The sequence below is a fragment of the Pseudonocardia sp. 2-7 genome (assembly GCF_056341085.1).
In genome coordinates this window covers 5,467,197-5,492,382 of sequence record NZ_CP094507.1, presented here as the reverse complement: position 1 = coordinate 5,492,382, position 25,186 = coordinate 5,467,197, and the positions used below count along the sequence as shown (strand labels likewise).

The 25,186-nt window shown below is 75.1% G+C and carries 22 protein-coding genes; 13 read left to right on the top strand and 9 right to left on the bottom strand.

The window, feature by feature from the left end:
- Window positions 1-352: 352 nt before the first annotated feature.
- Window positions 353-1,588 (top strand): D-arabinono-1,4-lactone oxidase, encoded by a 1,236-nt coding sequence (locus tag MTO91_RS26575; protein WP_179761502.1) that lies wholly within the window; start codon window positions 353-355, stop codon window positions 1,586-1,588.
- Between the two features lie 15 nt (window positions 1,589-1,603).
- On the opposite strand, the gene MTO91_RS26570 is transcribed toward MTO91_RS26575, so the two are convergent.
- Window positions 1,604-2,929, bottom strand: a complete 1,326-nt coding sequence (locus MTO91_RS26570; protein WP_476653179.1) for an amidohydrolase family protein — start codon at window positions 2,927-2,929, stop codon at window positions 1,604-1,606.
- A 1-nt stretch (window position 2,930) separates the two neighbouring features.
- Window positions 2,931-3,575, bottom strand: coding sequence for an NYN domain-containing protein (locus MTO91_RS26565; protein WP_073576110.1), 645 nt, complete (start codon window positions 3,573-3,575; stop codon window positions 2,931-2,933).
- 67 nt (window positions 3,576-3,642) lie between these two features.
- Here MTO91_RS26565 and paaI point away from each other — a divergent pair, with 67 nt between their 5' ends.
- Window positions 3,643-4,092: a hydroxyphenylacetyl-CoA thioesterase PaaI gene (paaI, locus tag MTO91_RS26560; protein WP_100879080.1), complete on the top strand. Its 450-nt coding sequence runs from the start codon at window positions 3,643-3,645 to the stop codon at window positions 4,090-4,092.
- 7 nt (window positions 4,093-4,099) lie between these two features.
- Here the strand turns inward: paaI and MTO91_RS26555 are convergent, their stop codons facing one another.
- The 4 genes from MTO91_RS26555 to MTO91_RS26540 all read right to left on the bottom strand — a co-directional run bounded on the left by MTO91_RS26555 (window position 4,100) and on the right by MTO91_RS26540 (window position 8,822).
- The gene (locus MTO91_RS26555; protein ID WP_476654975.1) at window positions 4,100-5,191 is read right to left on the bottom strand and encodes a nitric oxide synthase oxygenase; all 1,092 of its coding nucleotides are present in this window, start codon (window positions 5,189-5,191) and stop codon (window positions 4,100-4,102) included.
- Window positions 5,192-5,996: 805 nt separating this feature from the next.
- A complete protein-coding gene (trmB, locus tag MTO91_RS26550) occupies window positions 5,997-6,809 on the bottom strand; it encodes a tRNA (guanosine(46)-N7)-methyltransferase TrmB (protein WP_476653177.1) in 813 nt (270 codons plus the stop codon).
- Entirely contained in the window at window positions 6,802-7,800 is a 999-nt protein-coding gene (locus MTO91_RS26545) for a glycosyltransferase family 2 protein (RefSeq protein WP_202417942.1), read from the bottom strand. Before MTO91_RS26545 ends, trmB begins: the two co-directional genes overlap by 8 nt.
- Before the next feature lie 56 nt (window positions 7,801-7,856).
- Window positions 7,857-8,822, bottom strand: a complete 966-nt coding sequence (locus MTO91_RS26540) for a glycosyltransferase family 2 protein (RefSeq protein WP_226369584.1) — start codon at window positions 8,820-8,822, stop codon at window positions 7,857-7,859.
- Window positions 8,823-9,074: 252 nt separating this feature from the next.
- Between MTO91_RS26540 and MTO91_RS26535 the strand changes: the two genes are divergently transcribed.
- Both MTO91_RS26535 and MTO91_RS26530 read left to right on the top strand, forming a co-directional pair.
- Entirely contained in the window at window positions 9,075-9,737 is a 663-nt protein-coding gene (locus MTO91_RS26535) for a hypothetical protein (RefSeq protein WP_476653175.1), read from the top strand.
- Window positions 9,727-10,005 carry a DUF6802 family protein gene (locus MTO91_RS26530; RefSeq protein ID WP_476653173.1) on the top strand — a complete coding sequence of 93 codons (279 nt, stop codon included), beginning with the start codon at window positions 9,727-9,729 and terminating at the stop codon, window positions 10,003-10,005. Before MTO91_RS26535 ends, MTO91_RS26530 begins: the two co-directional genes overlap by 11 nt.
- Before the next feature lie 8 nt (window positions 10,006-10,013).
- Here the strand turns inward: MTO91_RS26530 and MTO91_RS26525 are convergent, their stop codons facing one another.
- Window positions 10,014-10,466 (bottom strand): hypothetical protein, encoded by a 453-nt coding sequence (locus MTO91_RS26525; RefSeq protein ID WP_345647716.1) that lies wholly within the window; start codon window positions 10,464-10,466, stop codon window positions 10,014-10,016.
- Window positions 10,467-10,554: 88 nt separating this feature from the next.
- The gene (locus MTO91_RS26520; RefSeq protein WP_476653171.1) at window positions 10,555-11,139 is read right to left on the bottom strand and encodes a TetR/AcrR family transcriptional regulator; all 585 of its coding nucleotides are present in this window, start codon (window positions 11,137-11,139) and stop codon (window positions 10,555-10,557) included.
- A 148-nt stretch (window positions 11,140-11,287) separates the two neighbouring features.
- Here MTO91_RS26520 and MTO91_RS26515 point away from each other — a divergent pair, with 148 nt between their 5' ends.
- From MTO91_RS26515 to MTO91_RS26490, 6 genes are all read left to right on the top strand, one after another.
- Complete coding sequence (locus MTO91_RS26515) at window positions 11,288-12,907, top strand: MFS transporter (protein ID WP_476653169.1); 1,620 nt, start codon at window positions 11,288-11,290, stop codon at window positions 12,905-12,907.
- Between the two features lie 204 nt (window positions 12,908-13,111).
- Window positions 13,112-13,462 (top strand): hypothetical protein, encoded by a 351-nt coding sequence (locus MTO91_RS26510; protein WP_073576155.1) that lies wholly within the window; start codon window positions 13,112-13,114, stop codon window positions 13,460-13,462.
- A gap of 387 nt (window positions 13,463-13,849) precedes the next feature.
- Window positions 13,850-15,676, top strand: a complete 1,827-nt coding sequence (locus MTO91_RS26505; protein ID WP_476653168.1) for a phosphoenolpyruvate carboxykinase (GTP) — start codon at window positions 13,850-13,852, stop codon at window positions 15,674-15,676.
- A 250-nt stretch (window positions 15,677-15,926) separates the two neighbouring features.
- Complete coding sequence (locus MTO91_RS26500) at window positions 15,927-18,110, top strand: carbon starvation CstA family protein (RefSeq protein ID WP_476653166.1); 2,184 nt, start codon at window positions 15,927-15,929, stop codon at window positions 18,108-18,110.
- Window positions 18,107-18,286, top strand: coding sequence for a YbdD/YjiX family protein (locus MTO91_RS26495; protein WP_476653164.1), 180 nt, complete (start codon window positions 18,107-18,109; stop codon window positions 18,284-18,286). The genes MTO91_RS26500 and MTO91_RS26495 overlap by 4 nt, the downstream gene beginning before the upstream one ends.
- Window positions 18,287-18,634: 348 nt before the next feature.
- Complete coding sequence (locus MTO91_RS26490; RefSeq protein WP_476653162.1) at window positions 18,635-20,719, top strand: hypothetical protein; 2,085 nt, start codon at window positions 18,635-18,637, stop codon at window positions 20,717-20,719.
- Window positions 20,720-20,722: 3 nt separating this feature from the next.
- Here the strand turns inward: MTO91_RS26490 and MTO91_RS26485 are convergent, their stop codons facing one another.
- Window positions 20,723-21,061, bottom strand: a complete 339-nt coding sequence (locus MTO91_RS26485) for a DUF3024 domain-containing protein (RefSeq protein WP_405420820.1) — start codon at window positions 21,059-21,061, stop codon at window positions 20,723-20,725.
- Window positions 21,062-21,183: 122 nt separating this feature from the next.
- On the opposite strand from MTO91_RS26485, the gene MTO91_RS26480 reads away from it, so the two are divergent.
- The 3 genes from MTO91_RS26480 to MTO91_RS26470 are packed head-to-tail and all read left to right on the top strand — an operon-like array spanning window position 21,184 to window position 25,168.
- Window positions 21,184-23,163: a serine hydrolase domain-containing protein gene (locus MTO91_RS26480; protein WP_476653161.1), complete on the top strand. Its 1,980-nt coding sequence runs from the start codon at window positions 21,184-21,186 to the stop codon at window positions 23,161-23,163.
- A gap of 35 nt (window positions 23,164-23,198) precedes the next feature.
- Window positions 23,199-24,512, top strand: a complete 1,314-nt coding sequence (locus tag MTO91_RS26475; protein ID WP_476653159.1) for a sensor histidine kinase — start codon at window positions 23,199-23,201, stop codon at window positions 24,510-24,512.
- On the top strand, window positions 24,509-25,168 hold the full coding sequence (locus tag MTO91_RS26470; RefSeq protein ID WP_073576097.1) for a response regulator transcription factor: 660 nt from the start codon (window positions 24,509-24,511) through the stop codon (window positions 25,166-25,168). The genes MTO91_RS26475 and MTO91_RS26470 overlap by 4 nt, the downstream gene beginning before the upstream one ends.
- Window positions 25,169-25,186 lie beyond the last annotated feature (18 nt).

The window sequence follows — 25,186 nt, the reverse complement described above, 5'->3', positions numbered from 1 at the left end:
ACCACCGCACCCGGCCCTCGCGCGTGCGGAGGCCACCGGCGTGGCGCGCGCGACACCGGTGACGCCGTCGGCGCCGACCGGAGCCGTGGGGAGCGCGGTTCCGGGCAGGGCGACGGGGCCGAGTGCGGGACATCCTCGTCCCGGACTCGCGTGGCGACATGATCGCCACGGAGTGTGACCGTATCGGGCGGCCGTCCGGGTCACAAGAGGGCATTCGCTGCATGTTTCGCCGTCCCGTCCGGCACACCCGCCACCACGTTCACCGCCGTCCCACCGGACGGCCGTACGACGCGCCGCGACGCGTGCTCGAATCGTTCCGCACGGTGACCCTCGGCGTTCTACCCTGCGAGGGATGAGCACCGATCCCGCCGCGACCGGCCCCCGGCGCACCGACCGCCCGCTCGACGAGGCCGGCGTCGTGACGGCCGTGCGACGGGCCGCGGAAAGGGGCGCCACCGTCCGCCCCACCGGTGCCGGCGGCCGCGCCCCGGGACCCCTCGTCCGGACCGATGACGTACTACTCGACGTGTCCGCGCTGACCGGCGTCGTCGAGATCGGCGAGGACACCGTGCGGGTGCGGGCCGGGGAGACCGTCGCGGACCTCTGCGTCGCCCTCGCCGCCGCCGGCCGGGCGCTGGCCACCGTGCCCGACGCGCCCCGCGCCACCATCGGCGGCGCCACCGGGCTGGGCATGTACGGCGGCGCCCCCGCGGAGGGCTCGCTGTCCGGCCAGGTCCGGGCCGTCCGGTTGGTCGACGGCCGCGGCACCGTCCGCGACGTCACCGGACCCGACCTCGACGCCGCCCGCTGCGGGCTCGGCGCACTGGGCATCGCGACCGCGCTGGAGCTCCGCACCGTCCCGCTCACGCGGCTGCAGGTGCACGAGCGCGCCGTCGGCATCGACGAGGTGCTCGGCGAGGACCTGCTCGGCGAGCACGCCTGGACCGAGTGCGACATCGCGGTCAGCCCGTCGGCGCACGCCGGGTCCGCGGTGCTGCGCTGGGCCGAGCCGGAGCCCGAGGCGACCGGTCCGGTCGAGCGCGCCGGCTGGGGGCAGGCGGTGTCGCGGCTGGCGTCGTCGTGGTGGTCCTCCGGGGTGGGGCTGCGGTCCGGGTGGCCGCCGCCGCAGCGCTGGGCGCCCGGCACGGCCGGGCCGCCGCACGAGGTCCTGCCGGACCCGCAGCCGTGGGACCCGGACCTGTCCGAGTGGGCCGTGCCGCGTGCCGCGCTCGGGACGGTCCTGCGCGAGCTGGGGGCCGCCGTCGCCGCGCGGGGGCGGGAGCTGCGTCCCGTGCGGGTGCGCACCGGACGGGCCGAGACCGGTCTGCTGCACCCGGCGTCCGGCCGCGACACCGCCTACCTGCGGCTGCGGACCCGCGGACCGGCGGAGGAGCCGGTCCGCCGGCTCGCGGGCGCGGTCTGCGAGGACGCCGACGGGCGGCCCTGCTGGACCACCCGGCACGCCTGGGGGCCGGACGAGCTCGCCGTCGCCTACCCGGGGTGGGAGGCGTTCCGCGCCGTCCGCGACCGGTTCGATCCCGACCGCCGCTTCACCGACCCGCACCTCGCGGCCGTACTCGGCCGCTGACGGGCGCGGGAGCGCTCAGACCTGCCCGCGCAGCCGCGCGGAGATCGACCGCACCGCGGCGAGCGACGCCCGGCGGTCGGCCCGGGTCGGCTCACCGGCGTCGATGACCTGCTCGCCGCCCACCCACACGTCGTGGACCAGGCGGGAGCCGCCCGCCCACACCAGGTTCGACACGAGCTGCGCGTCGTTCGACGGCGCGACGAACGCGGAGTCGTCGGTGTCGACGTGCACCACGTCCGCCCGCCGCCCGGCCTCCAGCGCGCCGAGGTCGTCGCGGCCGATCGCGTGCGCGGCGTCCGCGGTGCCCATGAGCAGCACGTCGGCGGCGGTGAGGGCGGCGGCGTCGTCGGCCCCGACCCGCGCCATCAGCCCGGCGAGCCGCGCCTGGTGCCAGAGGTCCAGGTCGTCGCAGGAGGCGGGACCGTCGGTGCCCAGCCCCACCCGGACCCCGGCCCGGCGCAGGTCCAGCAGCCGGGCGGTGCCCGCCGCGAGCTTCGCGTTCGAGCCGGGACAGTGCGCGACGGCGACGCCGTGCCGGGCGTAGACGGCGATGTCGTCGTCGGACAGGTGCACCGAGTGCGCGGCCAGCACCCGCCCGCCGAGCGCGCCGCCGGCGTCGAGCATCGCCGGGACGGAGCCGTGGGTCTCGCGCACGTGGGCGTCCTCGCCGCGGGACTCCGCGACGTGGGTGTGCACCAGTGCGCCGCGCTCGCGGGCGGCCGCGGCGACCGACTCCAGGGCGCCGGGCGGCAGCGTGTAGGCCGAGTGCGGGCCGTAGCCGAGCTCGATCCGGCCGTCGTCGTCGGGGATCACGCCGCGGGCGTCGATCCGGGCGGAGACGTCGTCGCGCATCTGCTCCCAGGTCCCGAGCCGGTCCCAGCCGGGCGCGGCGATGATCCCCGGGGTGAGCACGGCCCGCGAGCCCGCGGTGCGGACGGCGTCGGCCAGGGCGTCGGTGAAGAAGTACATCTCGACGCTGGTGGTGCAGCCGGTCCGCAGCAGGTCCAGGCAGCCCGCGAGCATCCCGGCGTGCACGTCCTGTTCGGTCAGCAGGCCCTCCGCGGGCCACATGACCTCGGTCAGCCACGGCATCAGCGGCAGGTCGCCACCCATCCCGCGCAGCAGCGACATGGGGGTGTGGCAGTGCGTGTTGACCATGCCGGGCATGAGCAGCCCGGGCAGCGGCCGCACCACGGCGTCCGTCGCCGGCGCGTCGGAGGCCGTGCCGAAGAACGCGATCCGGCCGGTGTCGTCGACGTCGAGGACCGCGTCGCGCACGACCGGGAAGCCGGGCGTGCAGGGCAGCGCGACCGGGGCGGTGAGCCGCTGGAGGACCGCCATGTCAGCGGCGGTCGAGCAGCGAGCGCAGCGACCGGAACGGCGGCAGCCAGGCGCCCTCGTCGGGCAGGGTCTCCAGCGAGACGCGCGGCAGCGGCTCGCGGAACACGCCGTCGATGTCCTCGAGGTCGAGGAACGACAGCGTCTCCGAGGCCAGCGCGAACCCGGCGTACTCGCGGAAGCCGATCACCGTGACGTCGGTGCCGACCTCGATGAGCTTCTCCAGCGGCTCCCGGAACGCCCGCCCGTCCCCCGAGGCGACGACGACGTGGCGCAGCCTGCCCTCGGCCGAGCGCATGCCGATGTGGGCGAGCATGTCGTCGTCGACGTCGGAGTCCTCGCTGGTCTTCGGCTTGGCGAAGACGGCGAAACCCACGTTGCGCAGGGCCTCGACCCAGGGCCGGACGATGTCGATGCTGCCCGGGGCGACGTTGGTGAACACACACGCCTCGGCCTCGGCCTCGGGGCCGGCGAGGTCGAGCAGCCAGCGGCCGACGGCGTCGAACCGCGGACGGTAGGCCGAGGTGGGGCGGGCGCCGAGCAGCGAACCGAGGCTCATGTCCATGTTGGGCGCGTCCCACACCAGCAGCACGCGCTCCTGCGGGCCCGTCGGAACGCCGCGTCCGTGTTGCCCCGTCCCGCTGCTCATGCCGGGGAGCCTAGCCGCCGTCGCCCCGCCCGCCCGGCCCGGCGCCCACGCGGGTGAGACTGTCCCCATGGAGAACCCACCGACCGGGCCGGAGCAGCTCGCCACCCGGACCGCCGAGATCATGCGCGACGGCGACCGGGCGAGCCGTGCGGCGGGGGTCGACGTCGTCGCGGTCACCCCCGGACGGGCGACGGCGACCATGACCGTCCGCCCCGAGCAGGTCAACGGGCACGGGGTCTGCCACGGCGGCTACCTGTTCCTGTTCGCCGACACCGCGATGGCCTACGCCAGCAACTCCCACGGCGTCTCCGCCCTGGCCAGCGGCGCGGACATCGCGTTCCTGCGCCCGGCGCACGAGGGCGACGTCCTCACCGCCGAGGCGGTCGAGCGGGCCGCGAGCGGCCGGTCCGGGCTCTACGACGTCACCGTCCGCGCCGACGACGGGACGGTCGTCGCCGAGTTCCGGGGCCGCACCCGGCAGGTGCCGGGCCTGAGCCCGGTCACCGCCCGGCCCTGACCGGCCCTCAGCCCTGGTCGTCGCGGGGCCGCAGCCCGTGCGGCTCCAGGAACGCCGGCCGCAGATCCGGGTCGGGCTCGTCGTAGTAGCGGTGGAAGACCGGGGTCTGCGAGCCCGACATCGGCGGCACGATCCAGCTCCAGTCGGCCGGGCAGCGCCGTCCCGCAGCCTCCTCCTTCGCCAGGAAGGTCATGAACCGCTCGGCCTCGCTGTGGTGGTCGGCCATGGTGACGCCGTCGGCGTCGAAGGAGTAGGTGACCGCGCGGACCAGCTCGACCATCGCCCGGTCCCGCCACATCGTGCGCACCGACCGGGTGTCGAGCCCGAGCCGTTTCGCGATCTCGGGCAGCAGGTCGTAGCGGTCGGTGTCGGCGAGGTTGCGGGCGCCGACCTCGGTGTCGAGGTACCAGCCGTTGAACGGGGCGGCCGGGTACACGACCCCGCCGATCTCCAGCGGCATGTTGCTGATGGCGGGCACCGAGTGCCAGCGCAGCCCGAGCCGGGCGAACCAGGGGTGCTCGGGGTGGCGCAGCGGGACCTCGTGCACGGCGTCCGGCGGGACGTCGAACAGCCGGGACCGCCCGTCCGGGCCGGTGATCAGCAGCGGCAGCACGTCGAACCGGCCCGCCGGCTGCGGTCGCGGCCACCCCATCCCGACGACGTGGTCGGTGAAGTCGGCCTGCCCCGGGTCCCCGGTGACGGTGCCGTCGGGGTTGCGGTGCCCGGCGTAGCGGACGAGCTGGTCGTTGCGGATCCGCGGGCCGGGCCGCCCCGGGGCGTCCGGCGCGAACACCGTCATCGTCGAACGGATCTTCCCGCCGCGGGTGGCGGCGCGCAGGTGCCCGACGCTCTCCTGCGCGACGTCGGCCGGGTCGTGCAGGTGGCGCAGGTCGCGGACCTGCAGCGACTGCCAGTACAGGCGCCCGATGCAGCGCGCGGAGTTCCGCCAGGCCACCCGGGTGCCGAAGACCAGCTCGTGCGTGGTGTGGGTGTAGGTGCCGACCCGGTCGATCTCGGCGCGGACCTGGCGCAGCCGCTCCGGCAGCGGGACGCCCGGCTCGGTCTCGGCGTACACCTGGCGCAGGAACTCCTCGGCCACGGCCGGGTCGACCGGGGCGGGGTCCCGCTCGTCGGCGACGCCGGGGGGCGGCGGGTGTCCGCCGGAACGCCCGTGCCCGGTGACCGGGCAGCCACCGGTGGCCTCGGCCGGGGGCGCGACACGGCTCCCGACCGACGGCGCGCCACGGCCCTCCACCGGCGGTGCGGTGCGGTTCTCCACCGGTGGTGCGGTGCGGTTCTCCGCCGGGGGTGCGACGCGGACGACCGCGGTCGCGGCGCCCGGGCCGTCGACCCGGTTGAGGACGTGCTCGCGGCTGCCCGCGGCCGGGCGCTGCGATCCCGGGGCCGGGGTGGTGCCGGAGCCGGGGGTGCTCCCGGGGGCCTGGGCCGTTCCCGGGACCGGGGTCGCGACGGTCGCGCGCTCCGGCAGCGGCGTCGCGACCGTGGCCCGCTCGGCCGGGGCCTGCTGGTCCCGCAGCGGCCCGGACCCGCCCGGTCCCTGCTCCCGTGGCGGAGCCTGCCGCACCCGCGACCGGTCGACGACGGTCGTGGTCTCCACCCCGGGCCGCGCCACGGCGGTGGTGGCCTGCACGGGGCCCTCGACCGGACCGACCAGCGGGACCATCGACACCGACCGGCCGGACCGCTCCGCGCCGGACTCGCCGGACACCGGGCCGGGCCCCTGACCCGGACCCGACGGGGCGCCCGGCGGCGGGCCCGTCATCGGGCGGGGCGTCGGGCTCGGCCGGAAGCCGGGCGGTCGGTCGACCGGCCGCTTCGGTGCCGCGGGAGCGGGGTGCGAGTTCTTGCCGTGCTCCACCGTCGTCACGGGCGTCCTTCGGGGGTCACTCGGGTGGGGATCCGGGTCGGGGGTACTCCCGACCGTAGTCGTTCACTCTCCGTGTGTCACCGGTGCCGGGTGCGTGGTCGGCGACGTACAGCAGGTCACGAACCGGTCGTCCCTCGAGCCGGGCCCGGTCCTCGAACTTGGTGACCGGACGCCACGACGGGCGGTCCTGCCAGCCGTCCGGACGGAGCGGGAAGCGGTCGTCCGGGCGCAGCGACGGCTCCGCGGAGACCACCCGGCGCATCTGCTCGGCGTAGTGCGGCCAGTCGGTGGCCAGGTGCAGCAGCCCGCCCGGGCGCAGCCGTGACGCCGCCAGCGCGGCGAACTCCGGCTGGATCAACCGGCGCTTGTGGTGGCGCCGCTTGGGCCACGGGTCGGGGAAGAAGATCCGCAGCCCGTCCAGCGACGCCGGCGGGACGACCCGGGTCAGGAGCTCCACGGCGTCGCCGCGCAGCAGCCGCTGGTTGGTCAGGCCGCCCTGCTCGATCCGCATGAGCAGCTGGGCCAGTCCGGGCTCGAAGACCTCCACGGCCACGTGGTCGATCCCCGGCTCGGCCGTCGCGAGCGCCGCCGTCGTCTCGCCCATGCCGGAGCCGATCTCCAGCACGAGCGGCGCGGTCCGGCCGAACGTCGCGGCCGGGTCCCACACCCCGGACGCCACGACGTCGTCGACCTCGGAACCCCACGTCGACCACAACCGGTCCCAGGCGGAGTGCTGGCCCTCGGAGAGCCGGACGCGCTGGTGGACGTAGGAGCGGATCCGGGTGTCGTGCGGGTGCGGGGCCTCCGGGGCGGTGGCCCGGTCAGGCACCGGTGTTCCGGCCCGCGGGCAGCCGCACGTGGGCGGTCGCGCCGGGCAGCCGGCCGCGGACGTAGCCGGCAGCGGTGACGCCGAAGCAGGCGACGATCGCGGCGGCGGAGGCGGCGTTGCGCTCCTTCGCCTCGCGGATCACGCCCGCGGGCAGCACCTTCATCGTGTAGCTGCTCTCGGTGGACAGCGAGTCCCCGGTCCCGACGACCTTGGACACGGCGGCCTTGGAGATGCCCTCGGCCCAGCCGCGGCGCAGCAGGTAGCGCCAGGAGACGCGGTCGTCGGACACCCGGTGGTCGACGGCGGCGCGCGGCTCGAACAGGATGCGCGGGTTCCGGCCGTCGGCGACGTAGGCCTGCCGGGCCCGGATGCAGAGCTCGGTCTCCTCGCAGCCCAGCGGGTTCTTGCCGATCCGGCCCATGTCCTCGGCGAACCCGCCGACGCGGGTGAACACCTCGGCGCGCAGGGACATGTTGCAGCCCATGAGGTTGCGCATCTCGGCGCGCTCGGTGGGCTGGCCGGTGTAGGTGCAGCCGACGACCCAGTCGAGCTCACCGGTGGCGTTCGGGTCCCCGGGGGCGGCACCGGGCAGCGTCCGCGGACGCCCGTCGGGCCACTTCGGGTGCGCGACCCCGCCGACGCCGATGACGTCCGGGTCCTCGTACGGGGCGAGGAGCGCGTGCAGCCAGCCGGGGCGGGCCGCGGCGTCGTCGTCGAGGAAGACGACGACCTCACCGGAGGCCAGCTCGACCGCGGTGTTGCGGGCGCCCGACAGGCCCTGCTTCTTGTCGTTCGCGACGACGACCACCCCGAGCGGCCCGAACTCGCGTTCGGCCCGCTCGCGCAGGCGCTCGTTGTGGTCGACGACGACGATCGTCTCCAGCGGGGTCACGTCCTGGTCGAGGACCGAGTCGACGGCGGCCTTGATGTCGAACCAGCGCTTCTCGGTGTAGACGCAGACGACCACGGTGGCGGTCGGCAGGGCGCTCACGTGCAATCGCTCCTCATGGGGCTGCGGACCGGCGGGGGCGGCCGGTGCGAGCAGCGTCAGCGGGCGTAGCCGGACGCCTTGCGGCGCTGCTCCATGCGACGGTGCTCGGCCATCAGGGTACGCAGCACGCGCGTGCCGTCGGCGAAGGTCCGCAGGTTGGTCTCGCCGAACATGCGCTCGCGCTCGACCGACGGCACCTCGGTGATCGTCAGGTCGGCGGCCGCGACGCGGCAGTTGAGCACGGTCTCGATCTCGAAACCGTCGCCCCAGAGCATCGAGCCGTCCTCGGGCTGCGGCGCGGCCGGGTCCGGGAGCTCGAGCTGCGGGAGCAGGTCGGCCCAGAAGGCGTTGTAGCCGTAGCAGAGGTCGGAGTACCGCGTGCCGAACAGCCGGTTCGCGACGGTGTTCAGGCCGGCGTTGCCGGACTTGCGCAGCAGCGTGATGTCGTCCGAGCCGCCGCCCTTGCAGAACCGGCTGCCCTTCGCGAAGTCGGCGCCCTTGACCAGCGCGTTCACGAAGGCCGGGATCTCGTTCGGGTCGGCCGAGCCGTCGGCGTCGAACATGACGATGACGTCGCCGGTCGCGGCGGTGAAGCCGCAGGCCATCGCGTTGCCCTTGCCCTTGCGGGTCTGGGTGATGACGCGCGCCCAGGGCAGCGTGCGCCGCGCGACGGCGACCGTGTTGTCGGTCGAGTTGCCGTCGACGACGATGACCTCGTGCACGGCCGGGCGCACCGCGGCGATGGCCGGCAGCACGATCTCCAGGTTCCGGGCCTCGTTGCGGGTCGGCACGATCACCGACACCGCCGGGTTCGCGCTGCGGCGCGGAGCCGGGCGGGGCCGCGGGCGACGGAAGCCCTCGGGTCCCTCCGGCTGCGGCGCCAGCGGAGCGCGCCCGCCGGGTCGGGCAGGGTTCGCCGGGAACGGCGACTGTCCGGCACCGGCACCGTTCTGACGCCCGGGGCGCGCGGGGGCGCTCGCATCGGGCGTGACGGTCGGGCGGGCGGGCGTAACGGCGCTCACACTTCCTCCATACAGGTCCGCTTACTCGTCCAACGACGCGATCACGGTCCGGTTGCGGTTCTGGTGTCGGGCGTCTTCGGTATTGCCCGATCAGTGGACGTCCCTGGAGCCCGTGGGGTTGCCCCGGTCGGCTGATTCGTCCGTGTCCACGCTGCGGTTCAGCCTTGCCCATGAGAGGGGACGACGATCACCCGGGGCCGCTGCGCAGTCCTACGGATCCACCCGGGAACGGTCCCTCCGACACTGTCCGGCATGGACCGGGAACCGCTGTCGGGCAGCATCGGACCGCCGCTGCGCACCGCGCTCGACCAGGCCCGCGCCGATCTTCTCGCGACGTTGTCGGTGCAGGTCGACGGCCTGGCGGCGGACGCGGCCCGGCGCGCGGGGCGGGCCGGCGACGTCCGGTGGTGGACGGCCGCGCTCGACGGTCCCGCCCGCACCCTCGACGACGCCTGGGGGCGCCGCAGCGGGCCGGTCCTGCGCCGCCGTGCGGCCGCAGCCGCACTGCGGCATCAGGGCGTCCACGTGACACATGTCACTCACGTTCCGTCACCGTCGTGTGGCGGGGCTCTCGTCGCCGCGGCGGGCCGGGTGCTCGCCGTCGCACCGGGCCGGGAACGCGGGGCGTGGTCCGGGGCGGTCCTGTCCGGATCGGCGGTGTGGGTGGCGTCGCTCCTCGCGGCCGGCGCGCGGGTGCTCCCGGCCGGGGGTCCCGGGGTGCTGCCCGCCCTCGCGGGGCTCGTCCTGCTGGTGGGTGCGCTCGTCGCGGCCCGGGTGCGGGCGGTCCGCTCCGCCCGGGACCGTGCGCTGGCCCGGCGGGTGCGCGACGCGGTGCTGCTCGCCGCGGACCACGAGCTGCTGCGCCGGATCTCCGACGCCGACCGCGGGCTGCCGGAGGCGTCCCGTGCGTGCTGAGCCGCCGGTACCGGCCGGGAGCACGGTCCTGGCGGGTGCGGTGGTCGCGGCGGCGCTGCCCGTCCCCTGGTGGGTGCGGGTGCCGCGGGCCCGCTCCGGCGTCGTGGGGTCGGTCCCGGTGTCCGGGCCCGCCGCCCGCGACGCCGACGGCGACGGCGTGGCGGAGACGCTCGTCGTCGACTCCGGACGGGGTCCGGAGTTCTGGACCGACCTCGACGGCGACGGTCTCGCCGACGCGGTGACCGGCCTGCCCGGAGACCCCGGCTGAGCCCGGGGTCAGTCCTCCGGCTGGTCGGCGGGGGTGCGGCCCTCGCTGTCGGTGTTCGCGCCGCGCCGGAACCGGCCGACGCCGCGGCGCTGCTCGGCGATGGAGCGGTCGATGTCCGCGGACACCTTCTGCTGGCGGCGCCGCTCGCGGATGCGCAGCAGCACGAGCATCGAGACGCCGTAGGCGATCCCGACGATCAGCAGCACGGCGCCGATCTTGAACACGATCTGCTGCACGCCGGTGATGCTGTCGATGTCGATCACCGAGATCATGCCGAGGACGCCGAGGGTCAGCAGGTGGAACAGCACCACCAGCAGTCGGTTGATGGAGTGCGACGTCTCCGTGTTCTGGAAGACGTCCTCCAGGAACGGCTGTCCGGTGCGCAGCAGGATCTGGCCCACGACGACCGTGATCGCCACTCCGACCACGACCAGTGCGAGATAGCCGCCGGTTCCCTCCACAGTGGGCCCCTCCCCGTGCGTGTGCAGGGTTGGAGACTACCCCGCGCGACCGGTTCGACGCGCTCTGCGCGCGAGGTGTTCATCCGTTTCAGGAACGGGCGGCGAGCAGCTCCCGCAGTGTGTCGAGCAGCTCGTCGGTCGACACCCCGCCGGTGAGCGGCGCGCCGGTCAGGGTGCGCAGGTAGAGGCCGTCCCCGACGAGCTGCACCAGCCAGGCCACGACCGGGTCGTGGATCTCCTCGCCGAGCGCGGCGAGCCCGTCGGCGTCGACGTCGGCCAGCGCGCTCCGTGCGGCCTCCCCGGAGGTGGTGCCGTCGGCGATGCGCAGGGTGGCGAGGTAGGTGCGGGTCAGCCCGACCGGTGAGGTGTTGCCCGGCATCGAGGTGCGCAGGTAGTAGGCCACGGTGCCCGCCGTGTCCGAGCGCATCAGCTCGACGTCCCGGGCGCTGCGTTCGCGCAGCCGCTCCAGCAGGCCGCCGACCAGCGACTCCTTGGAGTTGAAGTGGTAGAGCAGCCCGCCCTTGGACACCTCGGCGGCCGCCGCCACCGCGTCGAGGGTGGCGCCGCCGGGCCCCTGCTCGATCAGCAGCGTCTCGTACGCGTCGAGGACCCGGTCGCGGGCCGAGCCCGGTCCCCGTGTCCCCGCGTTCCGTCGTTCGGAGTGGGACGCCATGGGCGAAGCCTAGTGCCCGTGCCCCGCCTCACAGTCCCGGCCGGGAATGGACTGTACCGTCTGGACGGTATAAAGATGTACCGTCCGGACGGTAAAGCTGCGTCCGGATCCGGGCACCACGGGACGACGAGCACGAGGGAGAACGGCGATGTCACGGCCGGAGGTCGGCGTAGGGGGCGCGGCGATGGACAGGGGCGGGCCGGACGTGGCGCCGCGGCCCGGGCCGCGCGCCTGGCTCGCGCTCGCGGTGCTCGCCATCCCCACGCTGCTGGTGTCGATCGACAACACGGTGCTCGGCGTGGCGCTGCCGGAGCTCTCGGCCGCGCTCCGCCCGGACGCGGCGACGCTGCTGTGGGTCGTCGACATCTACCCGCTGGTGCTCGCCGGGCTGCTGGTCACCATGGGCACCCTCGGCGACCGGATCGGCCGCCGCAGGCTGCTGATGATCGGTGTCGCCGGCTTCGGTGCGGTCTCGCTGCTCGCCGCGTTCGCCACCTCGGCCGCCCAGCTCGTCGCGGCGCGCGCCCTGCTCGGTGTGTTCGGCGCGATGCTGATGCCCTCCACGCTGGCCCTGCTGCGGTCGGTGTTCCTCGACCGGACCCACCGCAGGCTCGCGCTGGCGATCTGGGCGACCGGGTTCGCCGCGGGTGCGGCGCTCGGCCCGATCGTCGGCGGGCTGCTGCTCGAGCACTTCTGGTGGGGCTCGATCTTCGTGATGAGCGTGCCGCCGATGGCGCTGCTGCTCGTCGTCGCGCCGCTGGTGGTGCCCGAGTCGCGGGAGACCGAGCCGGGCCGGCTCGACCTGGTCGGCGTGGTGCTGTCGCTGCTGACGATGGGACCGCTGGTCCTGGCCCTCAAGCTGGCCGGGTCCGCGGGCGGGGTGACCCCCGCCGTCGTCGCGTCGGTGCTGGTGGGTGTCGGCTCCGGGGCCGCGTTCGTCACCCACTACCGGCGACGCGTGCGGCGCGGCCTGGACCCGCTGATCGACCTGGAGCTGTTCGCCCGCCCCGTGCTCCGGCACAGCGCGCTGGCCAACGCCACCACCATGTTCGGGCTCACCGGGCTGCTGTTCTTCTCCGCCCAGTACCTCCAGCTGGTCGTCGGGTACTCGCCGCTGCAGGCGGGCCTGCTCCTGCTGCCGGGCTTCGTGGTGACGGTCGTGGCCGGGCTCGCCGCCGCGCGGCTGGCCCGCCGGTTCGCGCTGCACCAGCTCGTCGCGACCGGGCTCGCGCTCGTCCTGACCGGCTACGTGGTCTGCCTGTTCCTGCAGGTGGACTCGGCCGTCGTGCTGCTGATGACGACCGCGGTGCTGATCGGCGCGGGGATCGGGCTGTCCGAGACCGTCACCAACGACGCGATCCTCGCCGCCGCCCCGCCGGAGAAGGCCGGCGCCGCGGCCGCGGTCTCCGAGACCGCCTACGAGGTCGGTGCGGTGCTCGGCACCGCGCTGGTCGGCGGGGTGCTGTCCGCGGTGTACCGGGCGGGTGTCGTGCTCCCCTACGGGACGCCGTCCTCGGCCGGAGAGACCCTCGGCGGGGCTGCGGACGTCGCGACGACGATGCCCGCCGACACCGCGGCGGCCCTGCTGGCCTCCGCGCGGGAGGCGTTCGTGCACGGGGTGGACGTCGCGTCCGGGGTGGCGGCGGTCGCCGTCGCGGTGGTGCTGGTGACGGCCGGGCTCGGCCTGCGCCGCGCGCACCGGGACGTCCTGGCGGCCGGTGCCTCCGCGGTGGACGCCGACGCCGGACACGCGGTCGCCCGCCGCTGACCGCTTGTCGCGGGGTGTGAGCGCCGGGTGACCACCCGTGACGGTCACGGGTGACCGTCCGGCCGCCCGGACGGGTGGTTCCGGCGACGCGCGGCCCCGTCGGACGCTCGTTCGGCGGATCCGGTGTGCCCCGGCTGGTTCACTACGGCTCGTCCGCGGCGACCGGTGCCGGTCGCCGGTGCCGACTCCACACGGGAGACAGCCGTGCCGTACGAGGTGGTCAGCGCCTACACCCTGGTGCTCGGGGAGCACCCCGGTGATTCCGTGGACGGCGCCGGGAATCCCGGCGCCGAGGACCACGACGTCGTCCCGGGCCGCCCGGAGGTCTCGGTCCACACCACCGCCGAGGACGCCTGGCGCGCGCTCGACGCCGGCGTCCGTGAGCGCTGCGGGATGCGACCCCGGCCGCGCCGGCGGATCGACCCGGACGCCGTCGTCCGGCTCGCCGACGCCTGGCGGGCCGGTGACCCCGGCACGCGCTACTGGCAGGTGACCGCGCACCGGCTGCCGATCATGGTTCCGGAGCTGGCGCGCGCCGTCGCCGCCGTGCGCTGACCGCTTCCGTTCCTGAAAGCCCTAAGTGGGCTCCGAGAATGCGTTGAAACGGTCGCTTCCGGCCTACGGGTGAATTTCCGCGACGCTTCTCCCGGAATGTGCGTGCCGATGTCACGGATCGTCGCCGAATCGGTCACCGGGAACAGGTTGCGTTGGTGTGACATGCCTGTCACCTGGGCGGACATCGCCGTCGTCCGTCGGCTACTGGATCGATTTACATGATCGGTGCTGTGCCTGACCTCTCAACTCCACCCATGGGTGGCGCACTATTTCGCAGGTAGCCTCGGAAACCACCTTTTCCCGTCTGGGCCCGTCACCGACTCCGGTCGCGGGCCCGTCGTAGTTCCCCCGGTGACGGGCCGGGGCCGGCGAGGAGAACAGGACGACATGACTGCAGCGACCGTTCCGGGCACCGACAAGGCACCGACCACCAACCAGGGCGTCGCGGCCTGGGTCCAGGAGATCGCCGAGCTGACCGCCCCGGACCGCGTCGTGTGGTGCGACGGTTCGGACGAGGAGTGGACCCGGCTCACCGACCAGCTGGTCGAGCAGGGCACCATCGTGCGGCTCGACCCGGAGAAGAAGCCGAACTCCTTCTACGCCGCGTCCGACGCCGGCGACGTCGCCCGCGTCGAGGAGCGGACCTTCATCTGTACCGAGACCGAGCGCGGTGCCGGGCCGACCAACAACTGGGTCGCGCCCGCCGAGATGAAGCGGACGATGACCGAGCTGTACCGCGGCAGCATGAAGGGCCGGACCCTCTACGTGGTCCCGTTCTGCATGGGCCCGACCGACGCCGAGGACCCGAAGCTGGGCGTCGAGATCACCGACTCCGAGTACGTCGTGATCTCCATGAAGATCATGACCCGGATGGGCGCGCACATCCTGCCGCTGCTCGACGAGGCCGGTGACCGCTGGGTCAAGGCCCTGCACTCGATCGGCGCCCCCCTGGCCGAGGGGCAGGCGGACGTCCCGTGGCCGCACAACGAGGACAAGTACATCAGCCACTTCCCGGAGACCCGGGAGATCTGGAGCTACGGCTCCGGCTACGGCGGCAACGCCCTGCTGGGCAAGAAGTGCTACGCGCTGCGCATCGCCTCGGCCATGGCGCACGACGAGGGCTGGCTCGCCGAGCACATGCTGATCCTCAAGCTGATCAGCCCGGAGGAGAAGGCCTACTACGTCGCCGCCGCCTTCCCGAGCGCCTGCGGCAAGACCAACCTCGCGATGCTGCAGCCGACCGTGCCCGGCTGGCGCGCCGAGACCGTCGGCGACGACATCGCCTGGATGAAGTTCGGCGAGGACGGCCGGCTCTACGCCACCAACCCCGAGTTCGGGTTCTTCGGCGTCGCGCCGGGCACCAACTGGAAGACCAACCCGAACGCCATGCGCACCATCGAGGCCGGGAACGCGCTGTTCACCAACGTCGCGCTGACCGACGACGGCGACGTGTGGTGGGAGGACCTCGAGGGCGACCCCCAGCACCTGACGGACTGGAAGGGCAACGACTGGACGCCCGACTCGGGCGTCAAGGCCGCACACCCCAACTCCCGCTACACCGTGCCGATCGACCAGTGCCCGGTCGTCGCGCCGGAGTGGAACGACCCCCAGGGCGTGCCGATCTCGGCGATCCTGTTCGGTGGCCGTCGCAAGACCACCGTCCCGCTGGTCACCGAGGCCCGCAGCTGGCAGCACGGCACCTTCATGGGCGCGACCATGTCCTCGGAGAAGACCGCGGCCGCGGCCGGCACGGTCGGTGAGGTCCGCCGCGACCCGATGGCGATGCTGCCGTTCCTCGGTTACAACGTCGGCGACTACTTCGCCCACTGGGTCGACACCGGCAAGGGCGCGGACGCGGACAAGCTGCCGAAGATCTTCTACGTCAACTGGTTCCGCCGCGGCGAGGACGGCCGCTTCCTGTGGCCCGGTTTCGGTGAGAACAGCCGCGTCCTGAAGTGGTGCATCGAGCGCCTGGAGGGCAAGGCCGCCGCCGTCGACACCCCCATCGGGTTCGTGCCGACCGCCGACCAGCTCGACCTCGACGGCGTCGACGCCGAGCGCTCCGACGTCGAGGCCTCGCTGGCCGTCGACGTCGAGGAGTGGAAGGCCGAGATCCCGCTGATCGAGGAGTGGTTCGCCACGATCGGCGAGGACAACCTCCCGACCTCGATCCGCGACGAGTTCGAGGCCCTGAAGCAGCGCCTCGGCGCCTGACCCACCGCGGCCCCGGCCGCGCGGGACCCACGGAGCCCCCGCACACCGCCCGGTGTGCGGGGGCTCCGTGCTGCGTGCCGACCACACCGGAGTCGCCCCGTCCGCCGCCCCCGCGGACGGGACCCCGGGTCGAGACTCGGTAACGGCGGTCCCACGACCGGTGACAGCGAACGTTGCTCGACGTAACGTGCCCGACCGGGTCGACTCCACGACGGCGTCGGTCACGCACGGTGCACGAGCAGGGGGCGGCATGGTCACGACGGAGCGACCGGGAGAGCCAGGGGCCGGGGGGACGGGCACGGCCCGTCGTCGCGACCCGAGGCAGATCGCGATCTGGGTCGCGGTGGCGGTGGTGGGGGCGATCGCCTGGTCGATCGTCGCGTTCACCCGCGGCGAGGAGATCTCCGCGGCCTGGCTGGTGTTCGCCGCGGTCGCTTCCTACGCGATCGCCTACCGCTTCTACTCCCGCTTCATCGCCCACCGCGCGCTGCGCGTGGACGACACCCGTGCCACCCCGGCCGAGCGCCTCGACGACGGGCAGGACTTCCAGCCCACCGACCGCCGGGTGCTGTTCGGCCACCACTTCGCGGCCATCGCCGGTGCGGGCCCGCTGGTCGGTCCGGTGCTCGCGGCGCAGATGGGCTACCTGCCCGGCACGATCTGGATCATCGTCGGCGTCGTGTTCGCGGGCGCGGTCCAGGACATGGTCACGCTGTTCTTCTCCACCCGTCGCAGCGGGCGCAGCCTCGGCCAGATGGCCCGCGAGGAGATCGGGCCGGTCGGCGGTACGGCGGCCATCGTCGCCGTCCTCGCGATCATGGTGATCCTGCTGGCGGTGCTGGCGCTGGTCGTCGTGCAGGCCCTGGCCGACTCGCCGTGGGGCACGTTCTCGCTCGCGATGACGATCCCGATCGCCCTGTTCATGGGCTTCTACCTGCGCTACCTGCGACCGGGGAAGATCATCGAGGTCTCGGTGGTCGGCGTCGCGCTGATGCTGCTGGCCATCGTCGGCGGCGGCTGGGTGCAGAACTCGTCCTGGGGCGAGGTCTTCCACCTGACCGCGAACCAGCTGACCCTCGCGCTGGTGGTCTACGGCTTCGCCGCCTCGGTGCTGCCGGTCTGGATGCTGCTCGCGTCGCGCGACTACCTGTCGTCGTTCATGAAGGTCGGCGTGGTCGTGCTGCTCGCGGCCTCGATCCTGCTGGCCTGGCCGTCGCTGCAGATGGACGCGCTGACCCGGTTCGCCTCCGACGGGCAGGGCCCGGTCGCGGCGGGCTCGCTGTTCCCGTTCGTCTTCATCACCATCGCCTGCGGTGCGCTGTCCGGGTTCCACGCCCTGGTCGCCTCGGGCACGACGCCGAAGCTGATCCAGAAGGAGTCCCAGATCCGGGTCATCGGCTACGGCGCGATGCTCACCGAGTCCTTCGTCGCGATCATGGCGCTGGCCGCGGCCTGCATCCTCGACCCCGGCCTCTACTTCGCGATGAACATGCCCGCGACGGTGCTCGGGCCGACGGTCGAGTCCGCCTCCGCCGCGGTGCAGCAGATCGGGTTCACGATCTCCCCCGCCGACCTGACCGCGGCCGCGCAGGCCGTGGAGGAGCAGACCCTGGTCGGGCGCTCCGGCGGGGCGCCGACGCTGGCCGTCGGACTGTCGACGGTGTTCTCCCAGGTCTTCGGCGGCGACGCGATGCGGGCCTTCTGGTACCACTTCGCGATCATGTTCGAGGCGCTGTTCATCCTCACCACGGTGGACGCCGGCACCCGCGTCGGGCGCTTCATCCTGCAGGACACGGTCGGCAACGTCTGGCCGCGCTTCCGCGACACGGGCTGGCGCCCGGGTGCCTGGATCTGCAGCGCGGTCATCGTCGGGGCCTGGGGCTACCTGCTCTACGCCGGCGTCAACGACCCGCTGGGCGGGATCTACCAGCTCTTCCCGCTCTTCGGCATCGCGAACCAGCTGCTCGCGGCGGTCGCGCTGGCCGTCTGCACGACGCTGCTGATCCGCACCGGCCGGGCCCGCTACGCACCGATCACGCTCGTGCCGCTGGTGTTCGACGCCGTCGTCACGCTGACCGCGAGCTACCAGAAGATCTTCTCCGACAACCCCAAGCTCGGGTTCTGGGCCCAGCGCGACCAGTACCAGGCCGCGCTCGACGCCGGCAAGACCAGCCTGGGCACCGCCACGACCGTCGAGGCGATGGAGAAGGTCGTCGTGAACACGACCGTCGACACCGTGCTCACCGCGCTGTTCGCGGTGCTCATCGTCATCGTGCTGGCCGACTCGGTCCGGGTGTGGGTCGCCGCGCTGCGCGGACGCCCGCTGCCCGGCGGCTCCGAGGACCCGTACGTCGAGTCCCGGATCCAGGCGCCGGCCGGACTCGTCGCCACCCGCGAGGAGCGCGAGCTCGCGCGGGCCGGGGGCTCCGGATGAGCCGGGTCCGGGCGTTCTGGACGTTCCTGCGCGAGCTCGCCGGGGAGCGCGACTACGAGCGGTACCTCGCCCATCGGGCGGCCCACCATCCGGGTGCCCCGGTGCTGGGCGAGCGCGAGTTCTGGCGGAAGCGGACCGACCGTCAGGACCGCGTCCCGTCCGCCCGCTGCTGCTGACTCGGGCATTTCACTCCGATGGAGTAGTGCCCGGACGAACTCGGCAACCCACTGTGGACGGCGGAGGGTGCTGGAGGGGGCGTCGTGGCACGGTGTCGACGAGATCGGCCCAGCGTGGCGCCCCAGCAGGTAGCCTGTCGCGGGGAACCGGGGACGTCCGAGTGGATGAACCCGCACCCGCCGTGTGCCCCGAAAGGGACCCGGCTCCGTCGCTCCTCGTGACGGTGGCCGACCGGTCCCGGCCGGAAAGTCGCGGCGGAGGCGGAACACCGGGCCGTCCACGGCGATACACACCGTGAACGTCGTCCCCGGGGCGACGACACAGGTACGGCGGAGGTGTGAGGCGAGATGCTGGACGTCCGGGTGTCCGAGGACACGGACATCGACGCGCTCGTCGCGTTCGTCGAACGGCTGGCGTCGGCCGGCCGCGGCGGAGCGGCACCGCGGACGGCGGCGGCGCGGATCACGGGCGACGTACGCGCCGGCCGGGTGCCCGCCGGTCTGCGGACCCTGTCGACCGCGCTGGGGGCCGCGGCCCCGCCGCGCCCCGAGGAGGACCCCGCCCACCCGTCGACGTTGCTCGGCGTGGTGGCCGAGGAGCCGCTCGTCGTGCTCTCCGACACCAGCCCCGGCGAGCTCGCCAGGGCGCTGGCCGAGCTGACCGGCTACGGCATGCGCGTCCTGCTGACCGGTGCGCCCGCCGAGCGCGTCGCCGCGGTGCACGACGCGCTGCCGGCGAGCGTCGCGGGCCGCGTCGCCACGTCGTTCCCGGAGCTGCCGGTCCCCGAGCTGCAGCGGCTGCGCCGCCTGCTCGCCCGGGTCGGCGCCGACCGCACCGCCCGGCGCGGCCAGCAGCTCCCCGACGTCGACGGCATGCCCGACCCGGCCGACGTCGCGGGCTGCTGCGAGCGGGCCGGACGGGTCGTGGCCGGGGCCGAGACCGGTGAGGCCCGGATCGTCCCCGGCCTGCTGCGCGACCTCGACGCCGACCGGCGCGGCGCCGTCACCCAGGTCGCCCGCTGCGTGCTGCGCTCGCTGGAGACCATCACCGCGGCCCCGGACGCCGACCGGCTGCGCGAGGTCGTCGGCCGCCTGGTCCACCAGGGCCTGCGCGCCGAGTTCGAGGCGCTCCAGGGGCACTCCGCCCGCCAGCGCGACGACCGCGCCCGCTACGCCGCAGGCCCCGCGATCGAGATCGTGGAGCCGCTGCCCCAGGGCGGCGCCGACGTGATCCGCCGCTACCTGGACTTCCTCGACTCCGGCGGCCGGACCCGGTCCTACCTCCGCCCGCAGGAGCAGAAGGACGCCGAGCCGCACCTGCGCCGCTTCCGCGTCGCCGGTGAGACCCCGCAGAACCACGACCACGTGGTCGCGATCGTCCACCACCTCGACCTGACCCGCCGCGACGACGAGATCGCGCGGCTGTGCTCGATGCTGGGGCTGCCGATCCCGCGGGACCCCTCCGAGCTGCCCGCGCTCACCGACACCCTGGACCGGGTGGCGGCGACCGCACGGTCGGTCGGCGCGCTCCGCCACGACGTGCTGTTCCTGCAGCAGGACTCCCCGGTCTCGGTGCCGGACCTGGCCGCCGCGGAGCGGGTCGCCCGCGCGATCGTCGACTACGACGAGCACGGCGACCCCGCCGAGGCCGCCGACGAGCTGGAGCGCCTGGCCGCCACCTGCGCCGACCGGGTGCCCGACGGGGCACGGGCCCCGGAGCACGAGGCCGTCGTCGCGGCGCTGCGGGCGCACGACCCGCAGGCCTACACCGACGCGTGCGAGGAGCTCGACCGCGCCCGGCGCGAGGTCGCCGACCGGGACGAGCTGGACCGGCTGCTCGGCGAGCTCGCCGGGACCCACCCACAGCTCGCCGAGACCTGGGCGGCCGACGCCGGCCGCGGCGTCCCGGGCTTCGGCCTGGTCGTCTCCGAGCCCGTCGACTACGTCCTCGGCACGCTGCCCCCGGCGGACACCGCCGACCTGGTGGTCGTGCTGGGTGCGGGTGCGATGCAGGCCGACGGGCTGCTGCTGACCGCGGCGGCGCCGCGGATGCTCGCCGTCGTCGGGGACGAGCCGCGGGCCGCCTCGTCCGGGACGACCCTGCTCGAGGTGCTGAACCAGGCCTCGGCGCGGTTCCTGCGCGGCACCGGGGACCGCACCGCCGCCGTGCGGCCGGACCCCGCGGTCCCGGTCGTCCCGCCGCTGTCGTCGGTGCCCGCCGCCCGTACGGCCCCGGAGGTCCCGGTCGCCGTCCCGGCGCAGGCCGGACCGGTCACCGCCCACGAGGCGGTCGAGACGCCGGTGCCCGCACCGCGCCCGGCCCCGCGCGGGTCGGACCCGGCACCGCGCGACGACGAGCCGTCCCGCCCGTCGACGCCGTCGGCGATGGCCCCGGGCCCGCGCCCGGCCGTCACGGGCGGCCGGGAGGACTGAGCGTCAGCTGCTCGCGCGGATCCCGTCGGCGACCTGCGCGAGCAGCACGAACGGGTCGGTGTCCGGCGGCCCCGCCGGCTGCCAGCGCTGCCCCGAGGCGGGGTCGGCGACGCGGTACAGCGTCCAGCTGCCCGGCCCGGGGTCGTCGGCCCGCAGCTGCGCCAGCGCCGTCGACGACCACGCCGCACCCAGTTCCGGGAACGCGGGCGGCCGCCGGTCGAGGATCGTGACGGTGCTGCCGGCCGTGGTGTAGGCGATCCGGCGCCGGTCGCTCTCACCGTCGGGTACCTGCTCGGTGCACCAGGTCGCGAGCTGCGTGCGGACCTGCTCCGGGACTCCCATGGCGCGACATGGTCCCGGATCGGGCCTCGCGCGGGGAAGGGCGGTCTCCGTCGGAGGTCGTAGGCCGCGGTGCCGACCTGCGCCCGATGTGCCGGGGACCCGTTCCCGCGAGGCTCGACGGCATGATCACCGCACGCCGGACCGGCGGCCCGCCCCGCCGTCGCCCCGCCGCCGTCGCCCTGCTCGTCGTGCTGGTCGCGGCCCTGGTCGGCGGCTGCGCGGCCCCGTCCGCGCCGGCCCCCGACCCGGCTCCGCGGGCGGCCGTCCCGACCGCCCCGCTCGGCCCCGCCGACGTCGGCGCCTGGCTGGACGGCCTCGTCCCCGCCGCGCTCGACCGGACCGGCATCGCCGGGGCCGCGGTCACCGTCGTCCGCGACGGGCAGGTCCTCGCCACCCGCGGCTACGGCTCGGCCGGGCCGGGCAGGCCGGTCGACCCCGACCGGACGCTGTTCCGGGTCGGGTCGGTGTCGAAGGTGGCCACCGCGGTCGCCGTGCTGCAGCTCGCCGACCGCGGCCTGGTCGACCTCGACGCCGACGTCCGCCGCTACCTCGACATCGACGTGCCGATGCCCCGGGGCCCGGTGACCCTGCGGAACCTGCTGAGCCACACCGCGGGCTTCGAGGAGCAGATCCGCGGCCTCATCCGCACCGCGCCGGGCGGCCCGTCGCTGCGGGAGTTCCTCGCCACCGACCCGCCCGAGCAGGTCGGCACCCCCGGCACCGTGCCGTCGTACTCCAACTACGGCTACGGCCTGGCCGGGTACGTCGTCGAGCGGGTCACCGGGGAGCCCTTCGAGCGCTACGTGCAGCGCGAGGTGCTCGACCGTGCCGGCATGACGACCGCGACCTTCGACCAGCCGCTGCCCGCGGCCGCCGCCGGGGCGATGTCGGAGGGCTACACCAGCGTCGACGCCCCGCCGGCACCGTTCGAGTTCGTCAGCCCGGCCCCGGCCGGGTCGCTCAGCGCGTCGGCCACCGACATGGGCCGGTTCGCCTCGGCCCTGCTCGGCGCGCCCGGTTCGACCCCACTGCTCTCCCCCGCCGCGTGGGCGCTGATGCAGCGTCCGGCGCTGGGCCCGGACACCCTCGGCGCGCTCGCCGACGGGCCGCGGATGGCACCCGGCCTGTTCGACGAGAGCCGCAACGGCCACCTCGTCCTCGGCCACGGCGGCGACACCCAGTGGTTCCACTCGCACCTGCAGTTGTATCCGGCCGAGCGGATCGGCGTGTTCGTCACGACGAACAGCAGCGGGCGTGGCGGCGCGGACACGCTGGAGCTGCGGCGCGCGGTGACCGAGGGGTTCACCGACCGCTACCTGCCCGGCACGGCGGGCCCGGCGCCCGCCCCGGACGCCGGCACCCCGGCCCGGGCCGCCGCGATCGCGGGCACCTACGAGTCGGCGCGCCGGTCGGCGAGCACCTTCATGGGCGCGATGAACCTGATGGGGCAGATGCGGGTCGCGGCCCGTCCGGACGGCACGCTGCTGGTCTCCCCCGCCCCGAACGACGTCCGTCCGGCCGCCTACGCCGAGGTCCGGCCCGGGCTGTGGCGGGAGGTCGGCGGCCAGCGGCTGCTGACCGTGCGCACCGACGCCGACGGCCGGGTCACCGCGCTGGGCCACGACGCGGCGTTCACCGAGCTGCCGGTCGGCCCGCTGCGCGACGCGGGGCTCCTCGGCACGGTGCTGGCCGGTTCGGTCGTGGTGCTGCTCGGCGCACTGGTCGCCCGGCCCGCGGGGGCGCTGTGGCGGCGCCGGTACGGCGTCGTCGTCGCGGGCCGGCCGCGGACCGACCGGGTCCTGCACGGCCTCACCCGGGCGGCGGCGGTGGCCGCGCTCGTCGCGCTCGCGGGCTGGGTGGTCTCGGTGCTCGCGATCGCGTCGCTGGGCGACGTGCCGCTCCCGGTCCTGCGCGGGCTCCAGGTGCTCCAGTGGATCGGGCTGGCGGGCGTGCCCGTCGCGGCGGCCGGGGTGGTCACCGCGCTGCGCGCCCGGGCCGGCGGGTGGCCGGTGACCGGCCGGGTGCTGCTGCTGGTCGCGCTGACCGGCGTCGCGGTGGTGGCGGTCGTGGCGGGCCTGCTGCTGCCGAGCCTCACCTACTGAGCCCTACGATCACCCCACCCGAGGCCGGAGACCCCATGCACCCGCACCCCGAACCGCCGCCCCGCACGGGCGCGGACCGGCTCGACGCCCGGCTCACCGCGCTCGGCCTGGCCGGACCGCGACGCCGCGACGCCGCGCTGGCCGTGCTCGTCGCGGCCGGGACGCTCGCGGTGGTCACCCCGGTGGTACTGGCACCGGGCCCGGCCGCGGAGCTGGGCCTGGCGCCGGGCACGGCGGCGCTGGCCCTGGGGGTGGTGACCGCGGCGAACCTGCTGCTGGCGCTGCGCCGCACCGCCCCGGCGGTCTGCCTGGCGCTGACGGTCGGCCTGGAGCTGGTGAACGTCGTCCTGCTGCCGGTGGGTGCGGCCCTGCGGGGCCCGGCGACGGCGGTCGCGGCCGGCACCTGCGGGTCCCGGCTCCCGACGCGACGGGCCGGTGCCCTGGTCGGCGCGGCGGCGGTCGTCGAGACCACCGTGGTGCTCACCGGGATCGCGGTGCGACCGGCCGACGGTGCACTGCTCGGCGCGGCCGGGCTGGTCGTCGCCCAGGTGCTGTCGGCGGTCCTGGTCTACGGCGGCCCGCTGCTGCTGGGCGTGTACCTGCGGACCCGGCGTCGCTACGCCGAGCTCGACCGGGTGCACACGGCCGGTGTCGTCGCGGCGTACCGGGAGCGGGCGGACGCCGCCGTCGCCCGGGAGCGGGCGCGGATGGCCCGCGAGCTGCACGACGTCGCCGCGCACCACCTGTCGGCGATGGTCGTGCAGGCCGCGGTGGTCGAGCGGCTGGTGGACCGGGACCCGGACGAGGCGCGCCGGACGGCGTCCCGGCTGCGGGAACAGGGTCGCCGGACCCTGCACGACCTGCGTCTGGTCGTCGGGGCGCTGCGGGAGCCGGGCGCGGGCGGCGCCGAGGCCGACGCCCCGGTCCCCGGCCTCGCCGAGCTCGACGGGCTCGTGGAACAGGCCCGGGAGCTGGGCGGGCCGGTGGAGCTGGTCCGGCGCGGGGACCCGGGCGAGCCGTCCCCGGTCGCCGACGTCACCTGCTACCGGGTGGTGCAGGAGGCACTGGCCAACGCCCGTGAGCACGCCGCCGGCGCCCCGGTCCGGGTGACCGTGACCCACGCCGACGGCCGGGTCGCCGTCGAGGTGGTGAACGGGCCCGCGCGCGGCACCCCGCCGGAGTCCGGCAGCGCGCCGGGCACCCGTGGGTTCGGGCTGGCCGGGATGCGTGAGCGGGCGCAGCTGGTCGGGGGTGAGTTCGAGGCGGGCCGGACCGGCGACGACGGCTGGCGGGTCCGCCTGGTCGTCCCGCACGATCCCGGCCCGGAGACCGGAGGGGGACGCGCGTGATCAGGGTGGTGCTGGCCGACGACCAGGCGGTGGTCCGGGCCGGGTTCCGGATGTTCCTGGAGCTGGCCGGTGACGTCGAGGTCGTCGGCGAGGCGTCGAGCGGGCCGGAGGCCGTCGCGCTGGTGCGCGCACACCGGCCCGACGTCGTCTGCATGGACGTCCGGATGCCCGGCGGCAACGGGCTCGTCGCGACCCGGGAGATCACCGGCCTCGACGACCCGGTCCCGGCGGTCCTCGTCGTCACCACCTTCGACCTCGACGACTACGTGTTCGGCGCGCTGGAGGCGGGCGCGAGCGGGTTCGTCCTGAAGGACACCCACCCCGACGACCTCGTCGACGCCGTCCGCCGCCTCGCCCGCGGCGACGGGCTGATCGACCAGACCGTCACCCGCCGGGTGATCGCCGAGTTCGCGCGTCGCCGCCCGGCCCCGGACGCCGCGCCCGACGGCGGGGTCGCGCCGCTGACCCCGCGCGAGACCGAGATCGTGCGGATGCTGGCCCGCGGGCTGTCCAACGCCGAGATCGCCGACGAGCTGGTCGTCGAGACGTCCACGGTCAAGTCGCACCTGGGCCGGGCGATGGCGAAGATCGGGACCCGGGACCGGCTGCAGACCGTGGTGTGGGCCTACCGGACCGGCGTCGCCGCTCCCGGTTGACGGCCCGGACGGCTAGCG